This window comes from Anabaena sp. CCY 0017 (assembly GCF_963920885.1).
Lineage (GTDB): Bacteria > Cyanobacteriota > Cyanobacteriia > Cyanobacteriales > Nostocaceae > Nodularia.
Genome location: NZ_CAWUDG010000016.1, coordinates 13,815 through 33,632 on the forward strand (window position 1 = coordinate 13,815; position 19,818 = coordinate 33,632).

A 19,818-nucleotide genomic window follows, 5' to 3' on the forward strand; every position below is an offset into this window, starting at 1 on the left:
AAGATACATCTGGCTATTCAGGGGTATCACCCCTCACCCCAACAATTTCAGGAATCAACAATGTCCTAACCTCCTTTTACACTCCACATCTGAAGTATAAGCTAATACAGTCACTCCTAAAAATGCAGCAAAAATCTCTCGTGCAGTAGAAAATATGGCTTACGTAGTCTCAGCTAATACGGCAGGCATAGAGAATATTCCCATTCCTCTAGCTTCGGCTGACGGTGGTTCTAAAATCATTGATGATCGGGGGAAAGTCCCAGCGCAGACAACTACAGGCGAGAGGATGGCAGCTTTTGCCGAAATTGACTTGGCAGCATTACGACGCGATCGCCGCCGTCCGGAGTTAAATAAATTACCCTCACGTCAACGTTTTGAGCTATACTCCGAAAGTTACGTACATTCACATTTTTACCCAGCCAATACCATGCTGAAGGGAGAAGTAGACCGCAAACACTTGATCGAAACGCAACCAAAAATCATTGCACGTTTAGCCGAATTGGGCATAATTTAACTTGTAACTAATAGGGGGAATAAACATAAAAACTAATGACTAATGACTAAACCAATCGAAATCCGTAACCCCCGAACTGGAAAATATGACTATGTAATTCTCCCCCCATCCCCCAGGCTGTTGGTACACAAATGTAACCGCGCCCGGAGAGCGCAAATTCATTGGCAAAACATAGGTATAGAAGCGAGAATTGACGCTTTACTGGAATGGAAGCAAGCCATAGTGCTGCGGCGGGAACAGTTGACAGAAGCGTTAGTATGTGATACAGGAAGATTGTCAACATCGGTATTAGAAATAGACTCTTTCCTGACTAGCATTGACCGTTGGTGTAGATTAGCGCCAGAATTACTCGAAACCTCAGCCAAAAATACAGCCATTCCCTTCATCAGCCTGCAACAAGCATCAGTACCTTACCCCTTAGTGGGAGTAATTAGCCCGTGGAATTTTCCCCTATTGCTATCTACAATTGATACTATTCCGGCATTATTGGCAGGTTGTGCCGTCATCGTTAAACCCAGTGAAATCGCCCCCCGCTTCGTCGCCCCATTGATTACAGCCTTGAATACAGTCCCAGATTTGCGTGACGTACTAAGTTTTGCTGAGGGAGCAGGAGAAACAGGTGCTACTCTGATAGAAAATGTAGATTTAGTCTGCTTTACAGGTAGTGTCGCCACAGGCAGAAAAGTAGCAGAAGCCGCAGCGAGAAGATTTATTCCCGCTTTTTTAGAATTAGGGGGGAAAGACCCGGCTATTGTTTTAGAATCAGCCGATTTAGAATTAGCCACCTCAGCAATTTTATGGGGTTCAGTGGTCAATACTGGACAGTCGTGCCTTTCAATTGAGCGAATTTACGTTGCAGAATCGATATTTGAAGAGTTTTATCATCAACTGGTAGCCAAAGCCCATCGTTTGCAGTTAGCCCATCCCAGAGTTGACAGTGGAGAAATTGGCCCCATCATTGCCGAAAGACAAGCCGCAATTATTCACGACCATCTGCGAGATGCGATCGAAAAGGGCGCATTAATTCATTGTGGCGGTAAAGTAGAAGAATTAGGTGGGGGTTGGTGGTGTCGTCCCACAGTTATCACCCAAGTCAACCATTCCATGAAAGTGATGACCGAAGAAACTTTTGGCCCCATCATGCCAGTGATGCCATTTCCCACAGTAGAGGAAGCGGTATACTTAGCAAATGACTCTATATATGGACTCAGTGCTGCGGTGTTTGCCGAGACCGAAGCGGAAGCCTTAGCAGTAGCTGACCATATTGATGCAGGTGCTATCAGTATCAATGATGCCGCTTTGACTGCCATCATGTACGAGGGAGAAAAAAATGCTTTCAAATTCTCCGGTCTTGGTGGGTCACGCATGGGGCCAGCGTCAATCAAACGCTTCCTGCGAAAAAAGGCATTTTTGATTAAGAGTAACTCTAGTCATGACCCTTGGTGGTTTAATAACCAATGAAAAACTAGGGAAAATAAGAATTAATCCTGAGTCAAGCCCACATTATAGGAAATCTCAAATGTCTATCATTAAAGTAGAAATGCCCGTAATGGCACGCCATGAAGGAGAATGGTCAGGTGTTTATACATTAGTTGATACAGAAGGAAAAATTTTAGATAAATACACTTCTCATTTAAGCTGTAAATTTATCGAAAATCCCCCCTTTTCTTACTACCAAACCAATCGCTATCAATGGACTGATGGTAGACAAGAAGAACATCTTTTACCGGGAATATATCGTGATAAAAAAGTATGGTTTGACACCGAACGCCTAGATGGTTATGCCTGGGAAGTAGACGATGCCACAATGATGTTCCGTTTCGCCTTTAAAGAAATGCCCGACGCATATTTGTATGAAACAATTTTCCTAAGTCCTTGTAATAACTTTCGTTTCCGCACTTGGCATTGGTTCCAAAATCATCAAGTCTATCAACGTACCTTAGTACAAGAACAACGAATATAATTTTTTCATAAATTATTATGTTTATCGTGCATGAACCTTCCTGAATGTGCCGTTACAAGTAAATTAAATTGGCATATTTCTGTCTCATTCATCCTTCTTCTTCCTCCTTCTTCCTTTGTGTACTTTGCGGTTATTTCCTCCTAAATTTTCTTAATTCAGCCAACAAGCGCTATAATTTAATCGCTAAAACCCATAATTAACAAATTAAAAACATGGCAAAAGGTGAAAAAATCAACTTTTCAACACCCAGTGGATTTCCAGAATTTCTCCCCAGTGAAAAACGCTTAGAAGTACACTTATTAGATAATATTCGCCGGGTCTTTGAAAGCTATGGATTTACACCCATTGAAACACCCGCAGTCGAACGCTTAGAAGTTCTCCAAGCCAAAGGAAATCAAGGCGATAACATCATTTATGGTATTGAGCCTATACTGCCACCAAATCGCCAAGCTGAGAAAGAAAAAGCCGGCGAAACAGGTTCAGAAGCTAGGGCTTTAAAATTTGACCAAACTGTGCCTTTAGCAGCTTATATTGCGCGTCATTTAAATGAATTAACTTTTCCCTTTGCGCGTTACCAAACTGATGTAGTTTTTCGGGGAGAACGGGCAAAAGATGGACGGTTTCGCCAGTTTCGTCAGTGTGACATTGATGTAGTTGCTCGTCGTGAACTTAGTTTACTCTACGATGCTCAAATGCCCGCAATTATCACAGAAATATTTGAAGCTGTGAATATCGGTGATTTTCTAATTCGGATTAATAATCGTAAAATTTTGACAGGATTTTTCCAATCAGTGGGAATTGCTGAAACTAAAATTAAATCTTGTATTAGTATTATTGATAATCTGGAAAAAATTGGCGAAGCTAAAGTTAAGCAAGCTTTAGAAACAGAAGGAGTTATCGCTGAACAAACTCAAAAAATCATTGATTTTATTAGCATTCATGGCACAATTGACCAGGTATTAGATAAGCTTAAGCATTTGGCTGAAAATCTCCCAGATGCAGAACAATTTAATTTGGGAGTAACAGAGTTAGCCACTGTGATTTCAGGTGTGCGTAACTTGGGAGTATCTGAAAATCGTTTTTGTATTGATTTATCTATTGCTCGTGGTCTTGATTATTATACGGGTACAGTTTACGAAACAACGTTATTAGGACATGAAGCTTTAGGTAGTATCTGTTCTGGCGGTAGATATGAAGAATTAGTTGGGACTTTTTTAGGCGAGAAAATGCCTGGGGTGGGTATTTCTATTGGCTTAACTCGGTTAATTAGTCGCTTGCTCAAAGCGGGTATTATTAATACCTTGTCTGCGACACCAGCCCAGGTGATGGTGGTGAATATGCAACCAGATTTAATGCCTCTTTATTTAGAAGTATCTCAAAACCTGCGGAAGGCTGGAATTAATGTTGTAACTAATTTTGATAAACGCCCATTGGGTAAGCAATTTCAACTGGCTGATAAACAAGGAATTCAATTTTGCGTCATTATTGGTTCTGAGGAAGCAGCAGCAGAAAAATCATCTCTTAAAGATTTAAAATCAGGAGAGCAGATAGAAGTTTCACTGGACAAATTGGCTGAAGAAATTAAAACTAGATTGGGGTAATTTAGATAAAATAGACAGACAACAGTTTGTTAGTAAATCAAGTCCACATTTTGAGGAAATGAAATCTTTGATACTTTTTTATTTATAACCTAGGCTTTATCATGTACCACTAGTTATTGAATAATTTGTGTTTTATTTTCCTAGTTTTTTCTAAATCAGGCTTGTTGGTATATAATACTAACAAAATCATGACATTTTTAAAACAATCCGGGCATAAGTATTATGAATCAACAAATCGAAGTCGTTCAACTGAGTAGAATTCTCAATATTACAAATTCACTAGAACGGGAGCAATATATTACTCAACTTATAGAAAGTGGTGCTAAAATCATCTTAGTTGATTGTCAAGATGTTTCCTTTATGGATAGTTCTGCTTTGGGGGCTTTGGTATTAGCTTTCAAAACATTACGTGCAGCAGATACAAGGCTAGTTCTCTGTTCTATTAATGAACAAATCAGAATATTATTTGAATTAACGGGTATGGATAATGTGTTTGAGATATTTTCAAATGAAGATGAGTTTAATCAGTCCTTACTCTCTAAAAAATGATTAATCAAACTTAATTTTTAGAATTGACAAATCATCGTCAAATGCCTCTTTGGAGTTTAAAGCAATTAGATAATTCAATACCTGATCGAGTTGGCTATCAATGGTGTATTGTAAGCTAACAAGTATTTGAATGAAAGCATCCAAGCTCCAAAGTGTGCCATCTAATTTCGTGATTTCGTAAGCACCATCACTAAAAATATAAAGGCTGCTCGCTTGATCAATATTGCAATACGCATCCACATATTTGGCTTCTGGAAACATCCCCACAGGCATACCAGGGGTTCTCAATAGTTGAGTAGTAGTCTTTTTGGGAGATGTACCTGATACTAATATGGCTGGTGGATGACCAGCACTTGCATAAATTAATTGTCGATTAATTCGGTTATAAACTCCATACCAAATAGTAAAATATTTATCATTTTGATAATTCATTTGAAAGGTTTGATTTAAAGCCTTGAGTACAGCACTGGGTTGATAGTAATTCAAACCTTTTAAGGCACGAGAACGTAAGAGATTTAGCACGGAAATTGAAGGAAGGGCGGCTTTAAGTCCATGTCCGGCTGTGTCTAGTAGGTATATAGCTAGATAGTCAGAATCTAGCCAGAAGTAATCGAAACAATCGCCGCCGAGTTGTCGCGAAGGAATGAATCGAGAATTGATGGTGAAGGGTTCGGTTGTTGGTAAAGGTAGAAGCGATCGCATATATTCTGCGGCTTCTGCTAATTCGGTTTCTAAGAGTAGCTTTTGCGTGTGTAAATCCTGGCTTAACTGATGCAAGCGCAATCCGGCTCTAACTCTTGCTTTCAATTCATTTTGTTCAATAGGTTTGGAGATGAAATCATCAGCGCCAGCATCTAATCCCTTGACACGATCAGGGATGGAATCCAAAGATGTTAAAAAAATAAAGAACGTCGTGGATAAACTAGGGTCTGTTTTCATCCGCTTACAGACTTCTAAACCATTTAATCCTGGCATAATCCAATCGCAAATCACTAGGGCTGGATGGTAAGCGATCGCCTTAGCAATTCCTTCTTCTCCATTACTAGCAGCAACTACTTTATAGCCCTGTTTTTCTAACATCCTCTTCAGGAGTGTTTGAATAGAAATATCATCATCAATTACCAGAATTTGAAACATAGAAAAAACTAATTTTAAAATTAATCAAAAATAAAACTCTGGTAGATTCTACGCAAGATGAATAGAGATAATTAAATATCTAAATTAAGGAGGCGACAACGGATTTATCCATAAGAGAATGGCGCGTTTTAGCTGGTTTAAATCTCGGTAAACTTCTTGTCTAAACCATTGCCCTAGAGCGTCTAAAGGAGTAAATGATGTTCCTGATTGCCATTTGATATCTTGACCTAAAGGTGTCGTGTGAGTGCCTGGTAAAGTTTGTGTTGTCACCATATCAGAGAAGCGGGCTTGTAAGATTTTGGTTAAAGGTGCTGATTGATCAATGGTATCGTTGCTAAATTTTATTAATAAATTGCGCCGGATATTGTAACTTTCCTGTATCATCTGGTTTGTTTCTAATGGCGAGGGTGTAAACTCAACCATAAAAGTAGAATTTAACTGTTCGACTAAGGGGATAGCCTCCTTGGCGGCGTAGTTGTTGAAGGAAATTAAAATATTCCCCGCACGTTCTACAGGTAGCAGACTCCCGATGAGTAGGTGTAGTTTACAACCCATACTATGCCCTAGTCCATAGGTAGGAAGATAGAGCTGGCGTAAAGCCCCAGAGTCTTGTAATCGTTCTATGGTGCGTTCAAAGTTCAGCAGTACAGTTTTGGCGATCGCAATATGATCCAATGTATTCACAAATGGTGTAGCAATAATAACATAGCCCTTATCTGCCAGTTGTTCTAGTAACCAGCGATAAGTGAGATGGGGTGCGGTGGCGACAAATGCACCTCCCAGAAAATGAATCATCCCAATGGGCTTTGGGGGAATGAGTACCCAGTTACCTCTAATTTCTTTCCAGTCCATACCTATAGGCGATCGCTAAATTCACACCTCTTTATGTTAGACCGTTGATGCACTCCTGGGGAGCTAAACCTCGTCTAGGTTGAGACCCGTAGTTTTTAGTCAAGATGGTGAGATTGCTTCCTTACGTCGCAATGACAAAAACTCCACTTTTCATGATGGACAAGGTTTAGTACCGCCGTCAAGTCAAAAGTCAAAAGTCAAAAAGCTGATTTATTGCCTAGCCTTGGGTTTGCAGCCTTTTCATTTCAATTTGCACATCTAAGGCAATTTGCAAAGCTTCATTGAGCAATCTACCATGCTCGCTCGCTTCTTCTGTAACTTGCATTGCCGTTAAAGTTGCTAAATTATTCGCAAATAGTTCTGTATTCCTGAGAATAAAATTCTTGTTTTCTCTTAAAATCCTTTCTGTCTTCAAAGCCCGAATTAAATCGGTTCTTGTCAGTTTCAAAGCGGCGATCACTCTTTCTCTTTCTTCAATAACTACTCCTGGGTTGCCAGCTGCTTCTATTTGATCATTGATATCTATAGCTTTGATCACAGCATTATATCTATCAACATCACTTAAAAGTATTTCTAAAGAATTTGTCATATTACGAGCCAAAGTTTTCAGTTTTTTCCACCATAATAAATACAAAACAATCTGTGTCACTCCACCACACCACAAAGTTAATATTATTAACAAAACCCAGGATGGAATTGTCACCCAAGTAGCAAATACTTTAATAATCAAATCAAACAGCAAATAACTAAAGACAAAAATAGAACAACTAATAAAAACTACAGTAGCTCCCTCAGAACCCTTGAGCTTATCTAAAATCCTTGTGGCAACTTTTATTAACGGATTGCTAATAATAATTAATTCGTCTTTCACAGGTAAATTAGTCAACTTTCGCAATTCTTTATGACTAATATCTAAGCCATATAAATCATTACGCACAGCTTTCCCCATCCTCACCAGAATAGTTATTTAGTACAATATAGCAATCAAATTTATTGATGGCTCGTTAAATTATAATTTCTGCCATTTTTCCTATGGAATTAATTGCTACACACCAAAGTTTTGAGTACAATTTGATACTGTTTTTACTTGAGAATTAGTTATATTTTCAGACTCAAACTTCTTGGTAAATGATTACATATAGCTGATAAAAAACTTGACCATAGCATTTTTATTTTTTAGCACAGTAGACTCAGATGTAACACTATAATTAAGGGATAGACTTATCGAACATCAACACAGAGAGAAAAAAGTCTGTCATAAAGATTAATACCCAAGTAGTGACAACTGCTGTTGTTGCCGATTCTCCAACTTCTTTGGCTCCGCCTTTGGTAGTTAGTCCCCAACTACAGCCATTAATGGCAACTATAGCTCCAAAAATCAGACCTTTTACTAAAACCATAAGTAAATCTGATGGTTCTAAGAAAGTTCTCACCGACTCTAAAAAAGCTTCCGAATCAATATTGTAAAATTGTGATGCGGCAAAAACTCCGCCAGCGATGCCGACAACTAAAGCAAAAACCATCATAATTGGCATCATCAAAATGCAAGCAATTACTCTAGGAAGCACTAAATAATCAATGGGATTTGTTCTGAGCATATAAAGTGCGTCAATTTGCTCTGTAACTCGCATAGCACCTATTTCTGCGGCAAAAGCCGAACCTACTTGTCCGGCGATAATACTAGCTGTCAACAGTGGTGCTAATTCTCTGCAAAAAGCTAACGCAAAAGCACCCCCAACCGCATCTAACGCCCCAAACCTGGCTAATTCTCTAGCAGTTTGAATAGTAAAAATCATCCCCGCAAACCCACTGACCAGGATCACCGGAGCCACCGAAGCTGGGCCGGCTGTCACCATGTGTTGTAAAATTTTCCGGTAGTAAGTTTTTCCTTGAAGTAAATGCAGCAGTACTTGACCAAAGAGTAGCAATGCAGCAAAACAACGTACAATCCATAATTGGTCTAATTTTTTTTTGGTTTGCATTACCGCCCTTACGACTGAATTTTTGTCCCCTGTTCAGGATGTGGAACGAATTTAGTGCTTGTCTTCAGAGTTCAGTCTGTATAAACTGAGCCTCGTCATTAGCTTACCGGAAATTGTGTCTGCTATCAAAATATTTTGCCCCTAGAGAAGCCAAAAATTTGTGTATTTGATGACATCGCTAAACTGAGCAGCATAAATTAGTATATCGGAGTATTAACTTATGCATAAAAACTCATCTTACAGTTAACTGAATTAAGTTAGTTTTGGAAAATTTTGTAATTTATATGAATAAAAAACAAGAGTTTCAGATCCCCGACTTCTTTAATAAGTAGGGGATCTTTTTGTTCACTAAATAGAAGACAATTTAATTAAATAATCAGACTTAATAAACTAATAAGCTTTTGCTCAATAATATTTTCTGATTGTCGTCAACTATCCAGAGGAATATCAAAAAAATAATATTTAAACCCTAAGCTAGTTGTTTAATTGAGTTAAATCTGAGATTATTTACTGTATATTGATGAAAAAGCATTTTTTTAATCCTATTTAGATGCCAGAATGTATGAATTTAGTGGTATTATCCTTGTTCAGTCATTTGGCAAAATGGCCATTAAATGCTTCAGATTATGCTAACTTGCCACTATCAAAGAAATGACAAATTCACCAAGATGTTTTAGGCACAAATGATTATGTCCGCAAAATTTTATCTCCCCATCAGTTAAATATTGCATTCATAATGGAGCTATTGGAATCAACCAAAACTTGTGTTTCTAGGCTTGTTTACTCAGACTCATAGACAATAATGTTCATTTTTTTAGGAGGATATTTTCATGATTAGTTTCCGGCGTTGGTCATCGGTCAGCACAACTTTGTTAGCCTTGGGAGTGACAGTTGCCACAATCAATCCCATAATAGTTTCGGCTCAAACTAGGGTTCCTAGGACTCTCTCGCCTGCTATAGCTGCTAACTTGTCTGACATTGGTTCAGATTATTGGGCAAGTCCATTTATTCAGGCTTTAGCTGCAAGAAACATCGTATCTGGTTTTCCTGATGGCACTTTTAGGCCAAATCAACCTGTGAGTCGGGCTGAATTTGCAGCCATGATTCAAAAAGCTTTTAATCAAGAGTCTGTGAGGCAAATAAGTCCAAACGGTTTTAGAGATGTTCGTGCTGGCTTTTGGGCTAGTTCGGCAATTCAGGAAGCCTACGAAACGGGATTTATGTCAGGTTATCCGGGAAATATATTTCTGCCAAATCAGCAAATTCGCAAAGTTGAGGCCATAGTTGCTTTAACAAATGGTTTGGGTTTGCAAACGAGCGAAAATTCATTAGGTGTAGTGAATACTTACTATACAGATGCTTCAGCCATCCCCAACTATGCATTGAATAATATCGCCGCAGCCACAGAAGCTAATATTGTAGTCAATTATCCCAATGTCAATTTACTCAACCCGCTAGATCCTTTAACTCGTGCTGAAGCATCGGCTATTTTATATCAAGCTTTAGTCAGACAGGGACAAATGCAAGCCTTGACTAGTAATGTTATGGCGACTAACTATATAGTTGGAGTTGCTCAACAAACTCAAACTGCTCAAGATATTGTTTCGATTGCTGCTGCGAGTGAATCTTTTAGCAGCTTGACCTCTTTATTGCAGACAGCAAGTTTAGCTGGTATTCTGCAACAGCCAGGCCCTTACACAGTTTTTGCGCCCACAGATGCGGCTTTTGCGGCTTTACCTGCGGGGACTCTAGAGGAGTTACAGCAACCGGAAAACAGAGCATTATTGATTCAGATTTTGAGATATCATGTGATTCCGGGGGAGGTAAGTGCTAATCAACTCTCAGATGGAGAATTGAAAACTTTTGAGGACGTACCTGTAAATATTAAGCTGGATAGAGCCACCAATCAAATTGCAGTCAATAATGCGAATGTGATTCAGGCGAACATAGAAGCCAGTAATGGTGTCATCCATGCAATTAACGAAGTCCTCATTCCACCTAACTTGGGAGTAACTCAGCAGCCACAAACACAGAACACTCCTATAGATCCAGGTGCAGCTACTCGTGGTGGTTCTAGTTATGTGGGCGTTGCTGGTAACATTGGCATCAGTGGAAATTCTACCCTTAGCGAAAGTAACTATGCAGTCATCAGCAAAATTGGGCTGACAAATAAGATTTCGGTGCGCCCATCGGTGATATTTGGGGGCGATACAATGTTTCTAGTTCCCGTAACATTAGATTTTTCTCCCCGTTCCGCAGATCCCTTGGGTGGACAACAGTTATCAATCTCTCCTTATTTAGGTGCTGGTGTCGCTATTAATACTGGGGGCGGTTCTGATGTTGGTTTATTGTTGTCTGGTGGTGTAGATTTGCCTTTAGGCGATCGCTTTACCGCCACAGGTACTGTAAATGCGGCATTTTTGGATCGCACTGATATCGGTTTGTTACTGGGAATCGGCTATAACTTTTAGTGGGAAACCCCGCTAGGAGGGGAACTTGAGTTAGCGGTTAATCAGGATGAATAGGGAATAGCCGCAGATAGAAAAAACGAAGGCGATCGCTACAGAAAAAATCACAACATCCCGGACAATAAATAGAATCCAGTCTTTTCTGAGTTCCTGTCTAAACTTGAGTTCCCGCAGCTGGCGTTCCAGTTCCGCATCGGCTGGCGTTTGTAAATTGACTGGTGATATAACTGCTTTTTTCTCTGCGTCCATGTTCCTTGTTTAATCAATGCGTACACCTCAATTTTGCACTTTATTTAAAGCAACACACAGAATGTAGGGTGGGTTGGGCGCAGCGAACAATCTGTTCAAAGTGAAAATTTTTGTTTGCAACCTAACCCACAATTTTAGCTTAGGTTATAGCTTTAGTGGGTCATGCGATCGCTACAGACTGGTTATGGTAGGTGAGTTTTGCTTCTCAACCTAACCTACTTGCTAATGATGAGTTAAAATAAAAAATATTGTCTATTCAAGAGATAAAATTTATGGAAAATTTACTACCTCACAACATTTTGCAATTAAGCATTGCGGAAAGAATTCAATTAGTCCAAGATATTTGGGATAGTATCACTATAGATGCTGATGATGTAAATATTAGTTATGCTCAAAAACAGGAATTAGAGAGACGTTTAAAAATTTATGATCAAAATCCTCATCAAGTGTCTACCTGGGAGGAAGTAAAACAAAAATTTAATTCTTAGTTAATACATGAATTACAAAATTTTAATTACACCAGAAGCAGAACTTGATTTGGAGGATGCTTATAATTGGTATGAACAGCAAATGATTGGATTAGGTTCTGAATTTATTCGTGTTGTTGATGCTAGTTTTTCTACAATTCAGCGCAATCCTTTTGCTTGTCCAATTGTTCACGAACAAATTAGAAAAAAGTTAATTCGGAAGTTCCCCTATGGATTATTTTATATTATTATAGATGAAAGAATTTCAATTATTGCTTGTTTTCATGTTAAACGTGATCCGCAACAGTGGGAAAGGCGTTTATAAGATTTTGTGCGATCGCCTAATAGTTATCTGATAAAATATAAAGATAGACATTAGGATAATCAAAGCAATGTCACAAGCAGGACTAAATTTATTTATTCCTATAGAGTTACTCATTAACTCCTTAAGTGCGCTAAACCTATCAGAAAAAAAGCTACTTTGGGAGATTCTTGATCAAGCTATTGCTGAAGCTGAAGAAGAAAATTGGGAAGAAGATGAAGCAACTGCAAGAGAGATTCAGTTAGTACGTGATGAATACGCCAATGGTGAATATACTACTTTTGAGCAGTATCTAAGCAATCAGCGTAAATAGATACTATGACGTACCAAATTATTATAAATAACTAAATCTATTCAAAAACAAAATGAGTCTGAAGAATGGAAAAATATCTCACCTATTGAAATTAGTTAAAATAGTTTGGGTGATAGTTACCCACTAAAGGTATTACTTGTTTCCTAAAAATTCATCTACTGTAATTTCTGCTTGTCTAATTAAACTTCTGAGTAACCCTGGTGCTAGTTCTTTATGATTGGGAACTGATAAAATGGGTTTTGATTCGTGCTAAAGTATGATATGACTTCCGGTTTGATGATCTACAGCATAGCCAAATTTTTGAAAAATTTTGACTGCTTGTTTACCCGAAATATTTGATAAACGTCCCATTTATATTAATACTTCTCCTACAAAAGATTGAGACTCTTTAGGTACATACGGTTTACCATGTTTTTCTAATACATGAAGATAGCCTTTTATTGCATCTTTGATATTTTCAATTGCTTCATCTAAGGTTTTACCTTGACTGACACAACCAGGAAGTTCTGGTACTTCAGCAACGTAACCTAGATATTCTGAATCATAAGTGAATATTACTTGAAATTTCATAGCGTTTTTTTTGAGGTCTTTTTTTAAGTTCAAACATCACGGCTAAATTGCGCTTTGACGTTTGTTAATTCTTTCACTGACTGTTTGACGGATATCTTCCCAATCTTGAGCAGTCATTTCTGTTGCATTTCCAGAGTTTAATCCTTCTAAGAGCATGGTTTGTAGACGTTCATTTGCTTTCTGTGTTAGAAATACTCCGACTATCGTAAATCTCTTTGACTATTTCTTCTGCTGTGCGTTCATCTTCCCAAGCACCATGTTTTTCGATAAATGTGTCTAGTGGATGTGGTTTTTATTTTTGGGTAGATGAGAAAGTTTTCTCATTTTCTATGTGTTGATTTTCGGGTTTTGGATAACGCTTTTTGAGTAACTGAATAAAATCAAGTAGTAAGCTTTGAGCTTCTTCTGGTAAAGTATCAATATCTCTATATATTTCTTCAAATTTTATTACCATCATTAACTCCTAAATTGAGTAAAATTTTCGGTATTATTTTATTATAACTAAGGCGCACCGGATAATCTGGTAAACATGATAATTGACCTTTGCAACCTCAGCCACTATTTACACTATTAGCTAATTATAGTGTTATGTGATAAAATTTGAACTATATTTATTTATCCTAGAGGACAAATAAAATGAGTATTGAAGAAATCATTATAGATAAGGTAAGGATATTACCTCCTGATAGGCAACAAGAGACGCTGGATTTTGTAGAATTTTTACTAGCGAAAATCGACAAACAAGGGTTATCAAATCAACCCCAAAAATCAGATATTTCGGCTTTAACTATGGCTCAAGAATACATTGGTTGTGTGGAATCAGCAAATGATTTGTCTACCAATAAAGATTTTTTAGCATAGAGATAAATACAGAGATTGGTATCGAGAAAAATTTTATCTGTCATAGATTTCTTCTCGATTGAATTTGTAGTCTGGGGGAAGTGGAAAGGAGTAGTTATTAACTCGCTCTACAAATTGCTGTATTTTTGATTCTTCAGAATCTATTGCTTGAGTAGATTCGCTTGGTTCGAGAATCATAATTTGTATGGTTTTACTTTCTAATTCGGAACTTAGCTTTTCACTCAAAACAAGTTCACCGTTTGTACAGGTTGCTTGGATGATTTGCAGCATTATGACTAACCTTAAGTCTTAAATTCAGTAAGATTTTCAGTATTAATTTATTATAACTGAGGCGCACCGGATAATCTGGTAAACATGATGATTGACCTTTGCAACCTAAACACACAAAGGATGTAGGCTGGGTTAGGCGCAGAGAATAATATGTTCAACGTGAAGATTTTTGTTTGCAACCTAACCCACCATTTTAGGTTAGTTTATTGCTTTGGTGGGTTACGCGATCGCTAACCCATCATCGCTGTGTTATCATCACGTCTGAGGTCAGAGATGATAAGAAAACTATCATTTCTTGTATTAATGGGTGTTGTCGTAATATCTTAATTTCTTGCTCATTGATATTGCTAAATATTCTCTCATTTATTGAGTGTTTTTTTCCTAAAACTGTCTCTAAAAATTCTTTAGGTTTACTTTGGGCAAATTGCCATTCTAAATCATTAAATTTCCTTTGTGCTATTTTCTCAATTAATGATTTATCTTGTAAAAATAAAATTTCTAATTGAGGAACAGCCAAAAATAATTGAAAGGGAGTACCAGAAGATGCTTGATTTAATACATAATTAATTAAATCTTGCTTTTCAAATACTTGAGATTCGTTATCTGTATCTGCATCCATGACAAGAGCAACTGGTATTTTTCGAGTCGCTAGAAGTGAAGTAGCTAAAGAACGCGCTCTGTAAGAACTTTCACCTGCTATAAATTGAATATCTTGAATCAGATTTTTTGGCAGTAATTTCTGTAAAATCTCTATATTTGTTTCACTTTCTGCAATCATATATGCTAGTGTCATGAAAAACTCTCCGTTATAATGTCGTAGTTAGGGATACCTTTATGAACACAAACACGATATTTTTTGACTAGGGATTTACAGATAAATTTATGTTGTAGTGAATATTCAATTTCTTCTCCTCCCCACAATAGAATAGTTTGAGGAGCAACAAACCCTGTTAAAGTTACGGTGGCTTCTGTAAATCCAGTGCGACTAAACACGCTACCAATAGCTGTTGCTGGTCTTCGGAGTAGTTGATTTCGTAGCTTTGCTATTGGTTCAATATTAACCTCTTCTGTGGTATCTTTACATTCTATCAGGCAAGCTAGGCTGTCTGTGTATACCACGCCGTCAATTTGTTCTACTATTTTTCCTTTAATTTTTACACTATCAGGCCAAGCTACTTCAGCACCATCAAGTTGAAATGCGCGTAATACTAAATATTCTAATGCTTTACCTGCATCCCAAAAATTTGCAGTATTTTTTGCTTTAATTTCTGACCATAATCTCATTAAATCATCCCAGTCATAGCTGGTAATTCTTCCTTGGTATTCTGCATCTGTGGTCATGATTAAATTTGGGGTTTAGTAAGATGTATAAGTTTTAACTTATGTTACACCCTATTTATCCTAATCAGGAATATGTTAATATTATTACATTGCTTATATGAATCTATTAATAAAAATGTTGACTAAATATTTAGCACGTTTCAGTATGATTCTATTATTGTTAATAATAACCTATGGGTGTTCTAATGCAAATTCAGAATTTGATAAAGAACTAAATAGACTTTTGAATAGTAGTAAAAGTAATGAGATAAATACAAGACAAAAAAAATTTTTTAATGAATTATATGGTCGGGATAAATCAAGACAGCAAGGTATGGAATATTGTCAATTATTAACCAAAGGTATAAGTAAAGAAGAGATACGAAAGAATAATATTCTAACTGGTCTAGAGCTAATAAATCAAGGTAAGCTTACACCTGAAAAATCAGCAGATATAGATATGATAGATATATCAATACAACTGGCGGCAGAAAAAGCATACTGTCCAGAACATATAGACCTTTGACAAATACCGATAAAAGAGTATTTAAACTCAGAATTAAGCATGATTTTTGATGTTTACCTAATTTCAGAATCATTGATTATTTTAGTTTAAACTCTTATTTTAGAAAAGTTAAAAACTAAAACTTTAGTTATTAGTATTAAAATGTGTTTTATACTCTTGCATTTTTAGTTTCAAAATCTCAAATGTTTTATTTGTTGGGCAATTGATAAAATGACTAAACGCATCTGTTAGTGGTTCAGGTTTCATCCAATTTGGATGTTTCCTGATTTCTTGCATAGATTCACTGCTTATATTTTCCATATTTTTTCTAACTGCATCAGGAGGATTAGATTGATAACTTATCATTAGATTTTCAATTTCTTGATAAAATTTATCAGACGGTTCTAGTCTATATAGGTCTAGAAGGATTGCTAGGCGTTCAACATAGTTCATAAAATTGTTTTCTTTGCAAAATCAAAATGTTCAAATATCATCATTATTTTAATCTAATATTTTTAATTTAGCAATTGTATATGTGAAATAATTAATAATTCAAAAAATCATCTGCTTTTTTCCAATGTTCATCTTTTACATGAGCGCGTATAGTTGCTAATGCAGTTGCAATAACGCCGGCATCATCTGTAAAACCAATTCCTACTATCCAATCAGGTATAGCATCAGCCGGTGATATAAAATAAGTCAATGCAGCTGCAATTGTAGCTTTCGCATAAGCTGGTGTTTGATAGTCTAGCATACAAAAATACATGGCTATTGCATCTCTTGTAAAAGGGACAAAACCAATAAAACGTCTAACTTGTTTAAGAAAATTATCCATAAATCACGCTAATAAATATCTAAAACACTACTAGGCTGATTATAAAATTAAGAGAAATAAATTTAATTTGTCTAGTTAACTGTGAAAACTAAAACTGAATGTTCTAATCGTCTATTTGTACCATTTGTAAATAACACAATTACCTCTAGCCTCAATTTCAACATCGCTAGTATTAAAGTTTTGTTTAACATTGTTAACAAATTCTTGAGCAGCAACTTCAGATTTATAGGCACATACAACCTCTTCTTTAGTTATTGTTTTGGAAGTAGATGTAATTTCTGGATTAACTGGAGAAGATTCGACTTTTGGCTCAATCGGTGTTATCGTTTCTATTTTTGGCTGAATAGGTGTTACGGTTTCTACTGATTGATTAGGCTGATTTTGCTGTGAACAAGAACTGGATATAAAAACAATCAAGATTGATAGTGTAAGTAGATTTCCAAGACTAAGTTTCATATTTACCTTGTAAGTTTACATATAAGCTAATCATTATATACATATCTTGAATTAGACATAATTAATACCGCAAATATACGCATTTCAACAATAATTTATCTGCGTACATCTGCGGTTAAAAATCCTTAATGCACTAACTCAATAGCCCGCTTAGTCAACGCCTCAGCAGTCAACCCATTAAACGCCATCAACTCTCCCGCACTGGCGGTAGTTTCCCCACGCTTCCAGGCGAAAGTATCACGCTTGCAATTACTGCGTAACATAATTGGTTCCAGCATCGCCGCAGCACCACCAGTTACACCAATTAAGGCACTTCCATCAAATAATTCGGCAAACTTGGCATCATCCATAAAACCACCATCGGCTTCTGAACAAGTTTCCCAAGCTGTATCATCAGGACGATACAAACGGCGAGGATTGATAATAGAAATAATCTTCACTCCAATACCTTCAGTTTCTAAGAAAGCCGCCGCTTCAAATACAGGAATTAAGGTCATATCGCCAATGACTGCAAACACAACTTGTTTATCTCCTGGCACTTCTTGTAATAAGATTGCACCATCTTCTAAACCTTGCCGAGTTTGTTCTAAGGTAGTGCGAATTGGTAAGGGTGACTTACTGGCTGTAATCACAATTCCCTTATTCTTTGTTTGCAATGCCCAGTCATAACAGCCTTGGATACTATTAGCATCAGGGGGAAATAATGGGAAGACATTTCCATTTCGCATCAGTGACGCAAAGTAAGCTTCAATTTCCGGGCGTTGGTGTGTCCAACCGTTGCGCCCTTGCTCTAATGCACCCGCAGTAAATAATGTTATTGTTGACGGAGTTTGACGGCGCAATTCTGCCATTGCTTGGATGACTGTTTGCCAAATTGGTAATCCGTTGATGGCAAAAGATTCATAAGAACACCATAAACTTCTCGCACCCATTAACGCTAATCCAGCCGCTAAACCTGCACAAGCATCTTCACTCAATGGTTCATAAACTTGTCCGTTTGGTGCTTGATGATAGGTTTCATCGGTGGTGGGGTGAATGATTTTTAATGCCTCATTAATATTACCAATTCCTGATGCGGCGTTACCGTCGGCGTTGGTGACTAAGAAGTTACTATCTTTTTTACCCACAAATCCCACTAATTTACCCATTACAGTTGTAGCAACTTTGGGATCTCCACCTACTGGATATTCTTCTAAGGGTAATTGTCCTAAATCTGCTAAGGGTAATTCAAATTCAGTAACTACTGTTTTGGCTGCGGGACCTCCTCCGGCGCGTTCGGCATTTGTGCGGACTAATTCCCAAGCTTCTACTGATAAAGCACGGGTTTTTAATGCACTGATAATGTGCGGCGCATCTAGGGTATCTTTCGGATAAAGGTTGTGAGATTGGGAACCCAGGGCGTGAACTCCTGCGCCTTTGAGTTGTTTAATGATGAATACCGTTAACTTTCCATTTAAGGCAGAATGGGCGGCTTTATCGATTCCCAAAAGTACGGCTTTGGTGAAGGCTAGGCGCTGCTCGAAGGAAAAGACGGTACTATCTACATAATCCTCTGGTTGGTTTTGGTCGTCAAAGTCTTTCGCATCCACTAATACGACTTCCGCAAAACCGTTTCCTTGCCAGTAGGCTTTCATTTCGGCGTTGGTTTTGAGGGAAACCATACTATGATGTTCTTGGCTGTAACCATTCCACACCATGACGGGTAAGAAATTGGTGACGCTGGGATATGCTGTGTTAAAGTGGGCGATCGCACTGACAATATAAGGCTCACCCAATCCACCATCACCCACTGTAAAGGGGAATAATTTATCTCGATGCAGCAAAGCGGCGGACATAGCAAAGTGTTGTCCTTGTCCTAGAGGTCCAGCCGGTGCGAGAATACCAGGGATGAAACCGGAAAGGTGTCCTAAGAGTCCGTGCTTTTCTCGGAAGCGATCGCGCAATTGCTGTACTGTAGAAATGCCCATGTCTTCCAAGGAACGATCCAAAAACATGGCACTATAGAATCCAGGGGCATGGTGTCCCACTTCGGTGATAATATTCTTATGACCCAGCATTACTAGGGCTGCATAAGCTTCTGCTTGACTGGCAAAACCGCCTGGGTGTCCAGATGCCTTACTAGCTGTAACTTGCAGCGTCAGGTAGCGCAGGGCATCGGCAGCAAGTAAAGTTTGATAGACAGCTGCGGGATCTGTAGGATCTGCGATCGCCTTCTTGCCAGAATCTATAGCTGGCATTATACCATAAGTCTCAAAGTTTGGTAATGCCTCACCAAAATATTGAATTCCTTCACAAAAATTAGGAAGCGCGGAAGATGCTTTTGATATCATGCTGAGAACCTTATAAAAAGAGGACAAATTCTAGATGCTTGATGAATTTAACAAAAATTTTACATCTTTGAGGTGGTCAGAACTTATTGCAATTTCCCCAGGTGAGGATAAGCAGTTTAAATAGTTGTTGAGTAAAGAACGAATTAGAATAAGTAATATTACTGCTTTAAACACCAAAAGTTTATACTCCCACTCTCAGCTATTTCCAGCTATTTCCAGGTAAATAGACCACACGATAGGGGCGCAAGGATTTG

At 37.7% G+C, this 19,818-nt stretch carries 25 protein-coding genes and 2 pseudogenes; 11 read left to right on the forward strand and 16 right to left on the reverse strand.

Annotated elements, in window-relative coordinates; translation table 11 throughout:
* Positions 1–70: 70 nt before the first annotated feature.
* From ACM0OW_RS17830 to ACM0OW_RS17850, 5 genes and pseudogenes are all read left to right on the forward strand, one after another.
* Positions 71–514 (forward strand): annotated as a pseudogene (locus ACM0OW_RS17830) (nitrilase); the annotation flags it as partial.
* A 42-nt stretch (positions 515–556) separates the two neighbouring features.
* On the forward strand, positions 557–1,975 hold the full coding sequence (locus tag ACM0OW_RS17835) for an aldehyde dehydrogenase family protein (RefSeq protein WP_414551491.1): 1,419 nt from the start codon (positions 557–559) through the stop codon (positions 1,973–1,975).
* Between the two features lie 58 nt (positions 1,976–2,033).
* On the forward strand, positions 2,034–2,477 hold the full coding sequence (locus tag ACM0OW_RS17840) for a DUF3598 family protein (RefSeq protein ID WP_414551492.1): 444 nt from the start codon (positions 2,034–2,036) through the stop codon (positions 2,475–2,477).
* Positions 2,478–2,689: 212 nt separating this feature from the next.
* Entirely contained in the window at positions 2,690–4,078 is a 1,389-nt protein-coding gene (gene hisS, locus ACM0OW_RS17845) for a histidine--tRNA ligase (protein WP_414551493.1), read from the forward strand.
* A 222-nt stretch (positions 4,079–4,300) separates the two neighbouring features.
* Positions 4,301–4,627, forward strand: a complete 327-nt coding sequence (locus ACM0OW_RS17850; RefSeq protein WP_414551494.1) for an STAS domain-containing protein — start codon at positions 4,301–4,303, stop codon at positions 4,625–4,627.
* On the opposite strand, the gene ACM0OW_RS17855 is transcribed toward ACM0OW_RS17850, so the two are convergent.
* The 4 genes from ACM0OW_RS17855 to ACM0OW_RS17870 all read right to left on the reverse strand — a co-directional run bounded on the left by ACM0OW_RS17855 (position 4,628) and on the right by ACM0OW_RS17870 (position 8,598).
* Entirely contained in the window at positions 4,628–5,764 is a 1,137-nt protein-coding gene (locus ACM0OW_RS17855; RefSeq protein ID WP_414551495.1) for a PP2C family protein-serine/threonine phosphatase, read from the reverse strand. It lies immediately after the preceding gene.
* Between the two features lie 84 nt (positions 5,765–5,848).
* Complete coding sequence (locus ACM0OW_RS17860) at positions 5,849–6,616, reverse strand: DUF1350 family protein (RefSeq protein WP_414551496.1); 768 nt, start codon at positions 6,614–6,616, stop codon at positions 5,849–5,851.
* 217 nt (positions 6,617–6,833) lie between these two features.
* Positions 6,834–7,565: a hypothetical protein gene (locus ACM0OW_RS17865; RefSeq protein ID WP_414551497.1), complete on the reverse strand. Its 732-nt coding sequence runs from the start codon at positions 7,563–7,565 to the stop codon at positions 6,834–6,836.
* A gap of 259 nt (positions 7,566–7,824) precedes the next feature.
* Positions 7,825–8,598, reverse strand: coding sequence for an MlaE family lipid ABC transporter permease subunit (locus tag ACM0OW_RS17870; protein ID WP_414551498.1), 774 nt, complete (start codon positions 8,596–8,598; stop codon positions 7,825–7,827).
* Positions 8,599–9,428: 830 nt separating this feature from the next.
* Between ACM0OW_RS17870 and ACM0OW_RS17875 the strand changes: the two genes are divergently transcribed.
* The gene (locus tag ACM0OW_RS17875) at positions 9,429–11,069 is read left to right on the forward strand and encodes a fasciclin domain-containing protein (RefSeq protein WP_414551499.1); all 1,641 of its coding nucleotides are present in this window, start codon (positions 9,429–9,431) and stop codon (positions 11,067–11,069) included.
* Positions 11,070–11,099: 30 nt separating this feature from the next.
* On the opposite strand, the gene ACM0OW_RS17880 is transcribed toward ACM0OW_RS17875, so the two are convergent.
* Complete coding sequence (locus tag ACM0OW_RS17880) at positions 11,100–11,315, reverse strand: hypothetical protein (RefSeq protein ID WP_414551500.1); 216 nt, start codon at positions 11,313–11,315, stop codon at positions 11,100–11,102.
* Positions 11,316–11,587: 272 nt separating this feature from the next.
* Between ACM0OW_RS17880 and ACM0OW_RS17885 the strand changes: the two genes are divergently transcribed.
* From ACM0OW_RS17885 to ACM0OW_RS17895, 3 genes are all read left to right on the forward strand, one after another.
* On the forward strand, positions 11,588–11,803 hold the full coding sequence (locus ACM0OW_RS17885; RefSeq protein ID WP_414551501.1) for an addiction module protein: 216 nt from the start codon (positions 11,588–11,590) through the stop codon (positions 11,801–11,803).
* 7 nt (positions 11,804–11,810) lie between these two features.
* Positions 11,811–12,107, forward strand: a complete 297-nt coding sequence (locus tag ACM0OW_RS17890; RefSeq protein ID WP_414551502.1) for a type II toxin-antitoxin system RelE/ParE family toxin — start codon at positions 11,811–11,813, stop codon at positions 12,105–12,107.
* A 67-nt stretch (positions 12,108–12,174) separates the two neighbouring features.
* Entirely contained in the window at positions 12,175–12,417 is a 243-nt protein-coding gene (locus tag ACM0OW_RS17895; protein WP_414551503.1) for a hypothetical protein, read from the forward strand.
* Between the two features lie 132 nt (positions 12,418–12,549).
* On the opposite strand, the pseudogene ACM0OW_RS17900 reads toward ACM0OW_RS17895, so the two are convergent.
* The 4 genes and pseudogenes from ACM0OW_RS17900 to ACM0OW_RS17915 form a co-directional block, all read right to left on the reverse strand.
* A pseudogene (locus ACM0OW_RS17900) lies at positions 12,550–12,654 on the reverse strand (type II toxin-antitoxin system HicA family toxin); the annotation flags it as partial.
* Positions 12,655–12,666: 12 nt separating this feature from the next.
* Positions 12,667–12,768: a type II toxin-antitoxin system HicA family toxin gene (locus tag ACM0OW_RS17905; protein ID WP_414551504.1), complete on the reverse strand. Its 102-nt coding sequence runs from the start codon at positions 12,766–12,768 to the stop codon at positions 12,667–12,669.
* On the reverse strand, positions 12,769–12,987 hold the full coding sequence (locus ACM0OW_RS17910; RefSeq protein ID WP_414551505.1) for a type II toxin-antitoxin system HicB family antitoxin: 219 nt from the start codon (positions 12,985–12,987) through the stop codon (positions 12,769–12,771).
* A gap of 292 nt (positions 12,988–13,279) precedes the next feature.
* Positions 13,280–13,444, reverse strand: coding sequence for a hypothetical protein (locus ACM0OW_RS17915; protein ID WP_414551506.1), 165 nt, complete (start codon positions 13,442–13,444; stop codon positions 13,280–13,282).
* A gap of 179 nt (positions 13,445–13,623) precedes the next feature.
* Here ACM0OW_RS17915 and ACM0OW_RS17920 point away from each other — a divergent pair, with 179 nt between their 5' ends.
* Positions 13,624–13,848, forward strand: coding sequence for a DUF2281 domain-containing protein (locus ACM0OW_RS17920; RefSeq protein WP_414551507.1), 225 nt, complete (start codon positions 13,624–13,626; stop codon positions 13,846–13,848).
* Between the two features lie 33 nt (positions 13,849–13,881).
* On the opposite strand, the gene ACM0OW_RS17925 is transcribed toward ACM0OW_RS17920, so the two are convergent.
* The 3 genes from ACM0OW_RS17925 to ACM0OW_RS17935 form a co-directional block, all read right to left on the reverse strand.
* Positions 13,882–14,118, reverse strand: coding sequence for a hypothetical protein (locus ACM0OW_RS17925; RefSeq protein ID WP_414551508.1), 237 nt, complete (start codon positions 14,116–14,118; stop codon positions 13,882–13,884).
* Between the two features lie 238 nt (positions 14,119–14,356).
* Entirely contained in the window at positions 14,357–14,911 is a 555-nt protein-coding gene (locus ACM0OW_RS17930) for a hypothetical protein (RefSeq protein WP_414551509.1), read from the reverse strand.
* Positions 14,908–15,459, reverse strand: coding sequence for a hypothetical protein (locus tag ACM0OW_RS17935; RefSeq protein ID WP_414551510.1), 552 nt, complete (start codon positions 15,457–15,459; stop codon positions 14,908–14,910). The genes ACM0OW_RS17930 and ACM0OW_RS17935 overlap by 4 nt, the downstream gene beginning before the upstream one ends.
* A 97-nt stretch (positions 15,460–15,556) precedes the next feature.
* On the opposite strand from ACM0OW_RS17935, the gene ACM0OW_RS17940 reads away from it, so the two are divergent.
* Positions 15,557–15,964, forward strand: a complete 408-nt coding sequence (locus ACM0OW_RS17940; protein ID WP_414551511.1) for a hypothetical protein — start codon at positions 15,557–15,559, stop codon at positions 15,962–15,964.
* A 123-nt stretch (positions 15,965–16,087) separates the two neighbouring features.
* Here ACM0OW_RS17940 and ACM0OW_RS17945 read toward each other — a convergent pair whose 3' ends face one another.
* The 4 genes from ACM0OW_RS17945 to ACM0OW_RS17960 all read right to left on the reverse strand — a co-directional run bounded on the left by ACM0OW_RS17945 (position 16,088) and on the right by ACM0OW_RS17960 (position 19,564).
* Positions 16,088–16,396 carry a hypothetical protein gene (locus tag ACM0OW_RS17945; protein ID WP_414551512.1) on the reverse strand — a complete coding sequence of 103 codons (309 nt, stop codon included), beginning with the start codon at positions 16,394–16,396 and terminating at the stop codon, positions 16,088–16,090.
* Between the two features lie 91 nt (positions 16,397–16,487).
* Positions 16,488–16,778 carry a YkvA family protein gene (locus ACM0OW_RS17950; RefSeq protein WP_414551513.1) on the reverse strand — a complete coding sequence of 97 codons (291 nt, stop codon included), beginning with the start codon at positions 16,776–16,778 and terminating at the stop codon, positions 16,488–16,490.
* Positions 16,779–16,889: 111 nt separating this feature from the next.
* Positions 16,890–17,234 carry a hypothetical protein gene (locus tag ACM0OW_RS17955; RefSeq protein ID WP_414551514.1) on the reverse strand — a complete coding sequence of 115 codons (345 nt, stop codon included), beginning with the start codon at positions 17,232–17,234 and terminating at the stop codon, positions 16,890–16,892.
* A gap of 125 nt (positions 17,235–17,359) precedes the next feature.
* Positions 17,360–19,564, reverse strand: coding sequence for a phosphoketolase (locus ACM0OW_RS17960; RefSeq protein ID WP_414551515.1), 2,205 nt, complete (start codon positions 19,562–19,564; stop codon positions 17,360–17,362).
* Between the last annotated feature and the right edge of the window lie 254 nt (positions 19,565–19,818).

Excerpts from the sequence above, each read along its gene's own strand:
- ACM0OW_RS17895 (WP_414551503.1), top strand. The coding sequence starts at position 12,175 with ATGTCACAAGCAGGACTAAATTTATTTATTCCTATAGAGTTACTCATT.
- ACM0OW_RS17850 (WP_414551494.1), top strand. The coding sequence starts at position 4,301 with ATGAATCAACAAATCGAAGTCGTTCAACTGAGTAGAATTCTCAATATT.
- ACM0OW_RS17910 (WP_414551505.1), bottom strand. The coding sequence starts at position 12,987 with ATGAAATTTCAAGTAATATTCACTTATGATTCAGAATATCTAGGTTAC.
- ACM0OW_RS17955 (WP_414551514.1), bottom strand. The coding sequence starts at position 17,234 with ATGAAACTTAGTCTTGGAAATCTACTTACACTATCAATCTTGATTGTT.
- ACM0OW_RS17880 (WP_414551500.1), bottom strand. The coding sequence starts at position 11,315 with ATGGACGCAGAGAAAAAAGCAGTTATATCACCAGTCAATTTACAAACG.
- ACM0OW_RS17920 (WP_414551507.1), top strand. The coding sequence starts at position 13,624 with ATGAGTATTGAAGAAATCATTATAGATAAGGTAAGGATATTACCTCCT.
- ACM0OW_RS17905 (WP_414551504.1), bottom strand. The coding sequence starts at position 12,768 with ATGGGACGTTTATCAAATATTTCGGGTAAACAAGCAGTCAAAATTTTT.
- ACM0OW_RS17930 (WP_414551509.1), bottom strand. The coding sequence starts at position 14,911 with ATGACACTAGCATATATGATTGCAGAAAGTGAAACAAATATAGAGATT.
- ACM0OW_RS17860 (WP_414551496.1), bottom strand. The coding sequence starts at position 6,616 with ATGGACTGGAAAGAAATTAGAGGTAACTGGGTACTCATTCCCCCAAAG.
- ACM0OW_RS17855 (WP_414551495.1), bottom strand. The coding sequence starts at position 5,764 with ATGTTTCAAATTCTGGTAATTGATGATGATATTTCTATTCAAACACTC.
- ACM0OW_RS17950 (WP_414551513.1), bottom strand. The coding sequence starts at position 16,778 with ATGGATAATTTTCTTAAACAAGTTAGACGTTTTATTGGTTTTGTCCCT.
- ACM0OW_RS17940 (WP_414551511.1), top strand. The coding sequence starts at position 15,557 with ATGAATCTATTAATAAAAATGTTGACTAAATATTTAGCACGTTTCAGT.
- ACM0OW_RS17935 (WP_414551510.1), bottom strand. The coding sequence starts at position 15,459 with ATGACCACAGATGCAGAATACCAAGGAAGAATTACCAGCTATGACTGG.
- ACM0OW_RS17915 (WP_414551506.1), bottom strand. The coding sequence starts at position 13,444 with ATGATGGTAATAAAATTTGAAGAAATATATAGAGATATTGATACTTTA.
- ACM0OW_RS17870 (WP_414551498.1), bottom strand. The coding sequence starts at position 8,598 with ATGCAAACCAAAAAAAAATTAGACCAATTATGGATTGTACGTTGTTTT.
- ACM0OW_RS17925 (WP_414551508.1), bottom strand. The coding sequence starts at position 14,118 with ATGCTGCAAATCATCCAAGCAACCTGTACAAACGGTGAACTTGTTTTG.
- ACM0OW_RS17890 (WP_414551502.1), top strand. The coding sequence starts at position 11,811 with ATGAATTACAAAATTTTAATTACACCAGAAGCAGAACTTGATTTGGAG.
- ACM0OW_RS17875 (WP_414551499.1), top strand. The coding sequence starts at position 9,429 with ATGATTAGTTTCCGGCGTTGGTCATCGGTCAGCACAACTTTGTTAGCC.
- ACM0OW_RS17945 (WP_414551512.1), bottom strand. The coding sequence starts at position 16,396 with ATGAACTATGTTGAACGCCTAGCAATCCTTCTAGACCTATATAGACTA.
- ACM0OW_RS17960 (WP_414551515.1), bottom strand. The coding sequence starts at position 19,564 with ATGATATCAAAAGCATCTTCCGCGCTTCCTAATTTTTGTGAAGGAATT.
- ACM0OW_RS17865 (WP_414551497.1), bottom strand. The coding sequence starts at position 7,565 with ATGGGGAAAGCTGTGCGTAATGATTTATATGGCTTAGATATTAGTCAT.
- ACM0OW_RS17885 (WP_414551501.1), top strand. The coding sequence starts at position 11,588 with ATGGAAAATTTACTACCTCACAACATTTTGCAATTAAGCATTGCGGAA.
- ACM0OW_RS17835 (WP_414551491.1), top strand. The coding sequence starts at position 557 with ATGACTAAACCAATCGAAATCCGTAACCCCCGAACTGGAAAATATGAC.
- ACM0OW_RS17840 (WP_414551492.1), top strand. The coding sequence starts at position 2,034 with ATGTCTATCATTAAAGTAGAAATGCCCGTAATGGCACGCCATGAAGGA.
- hisS (WP_414551493.1), top strand. The coding sequence starts at position 2,690 with ATGGCAAAAGGTGAAAAAATCAACTTTTCAACACCCAGTGGATTTCCA.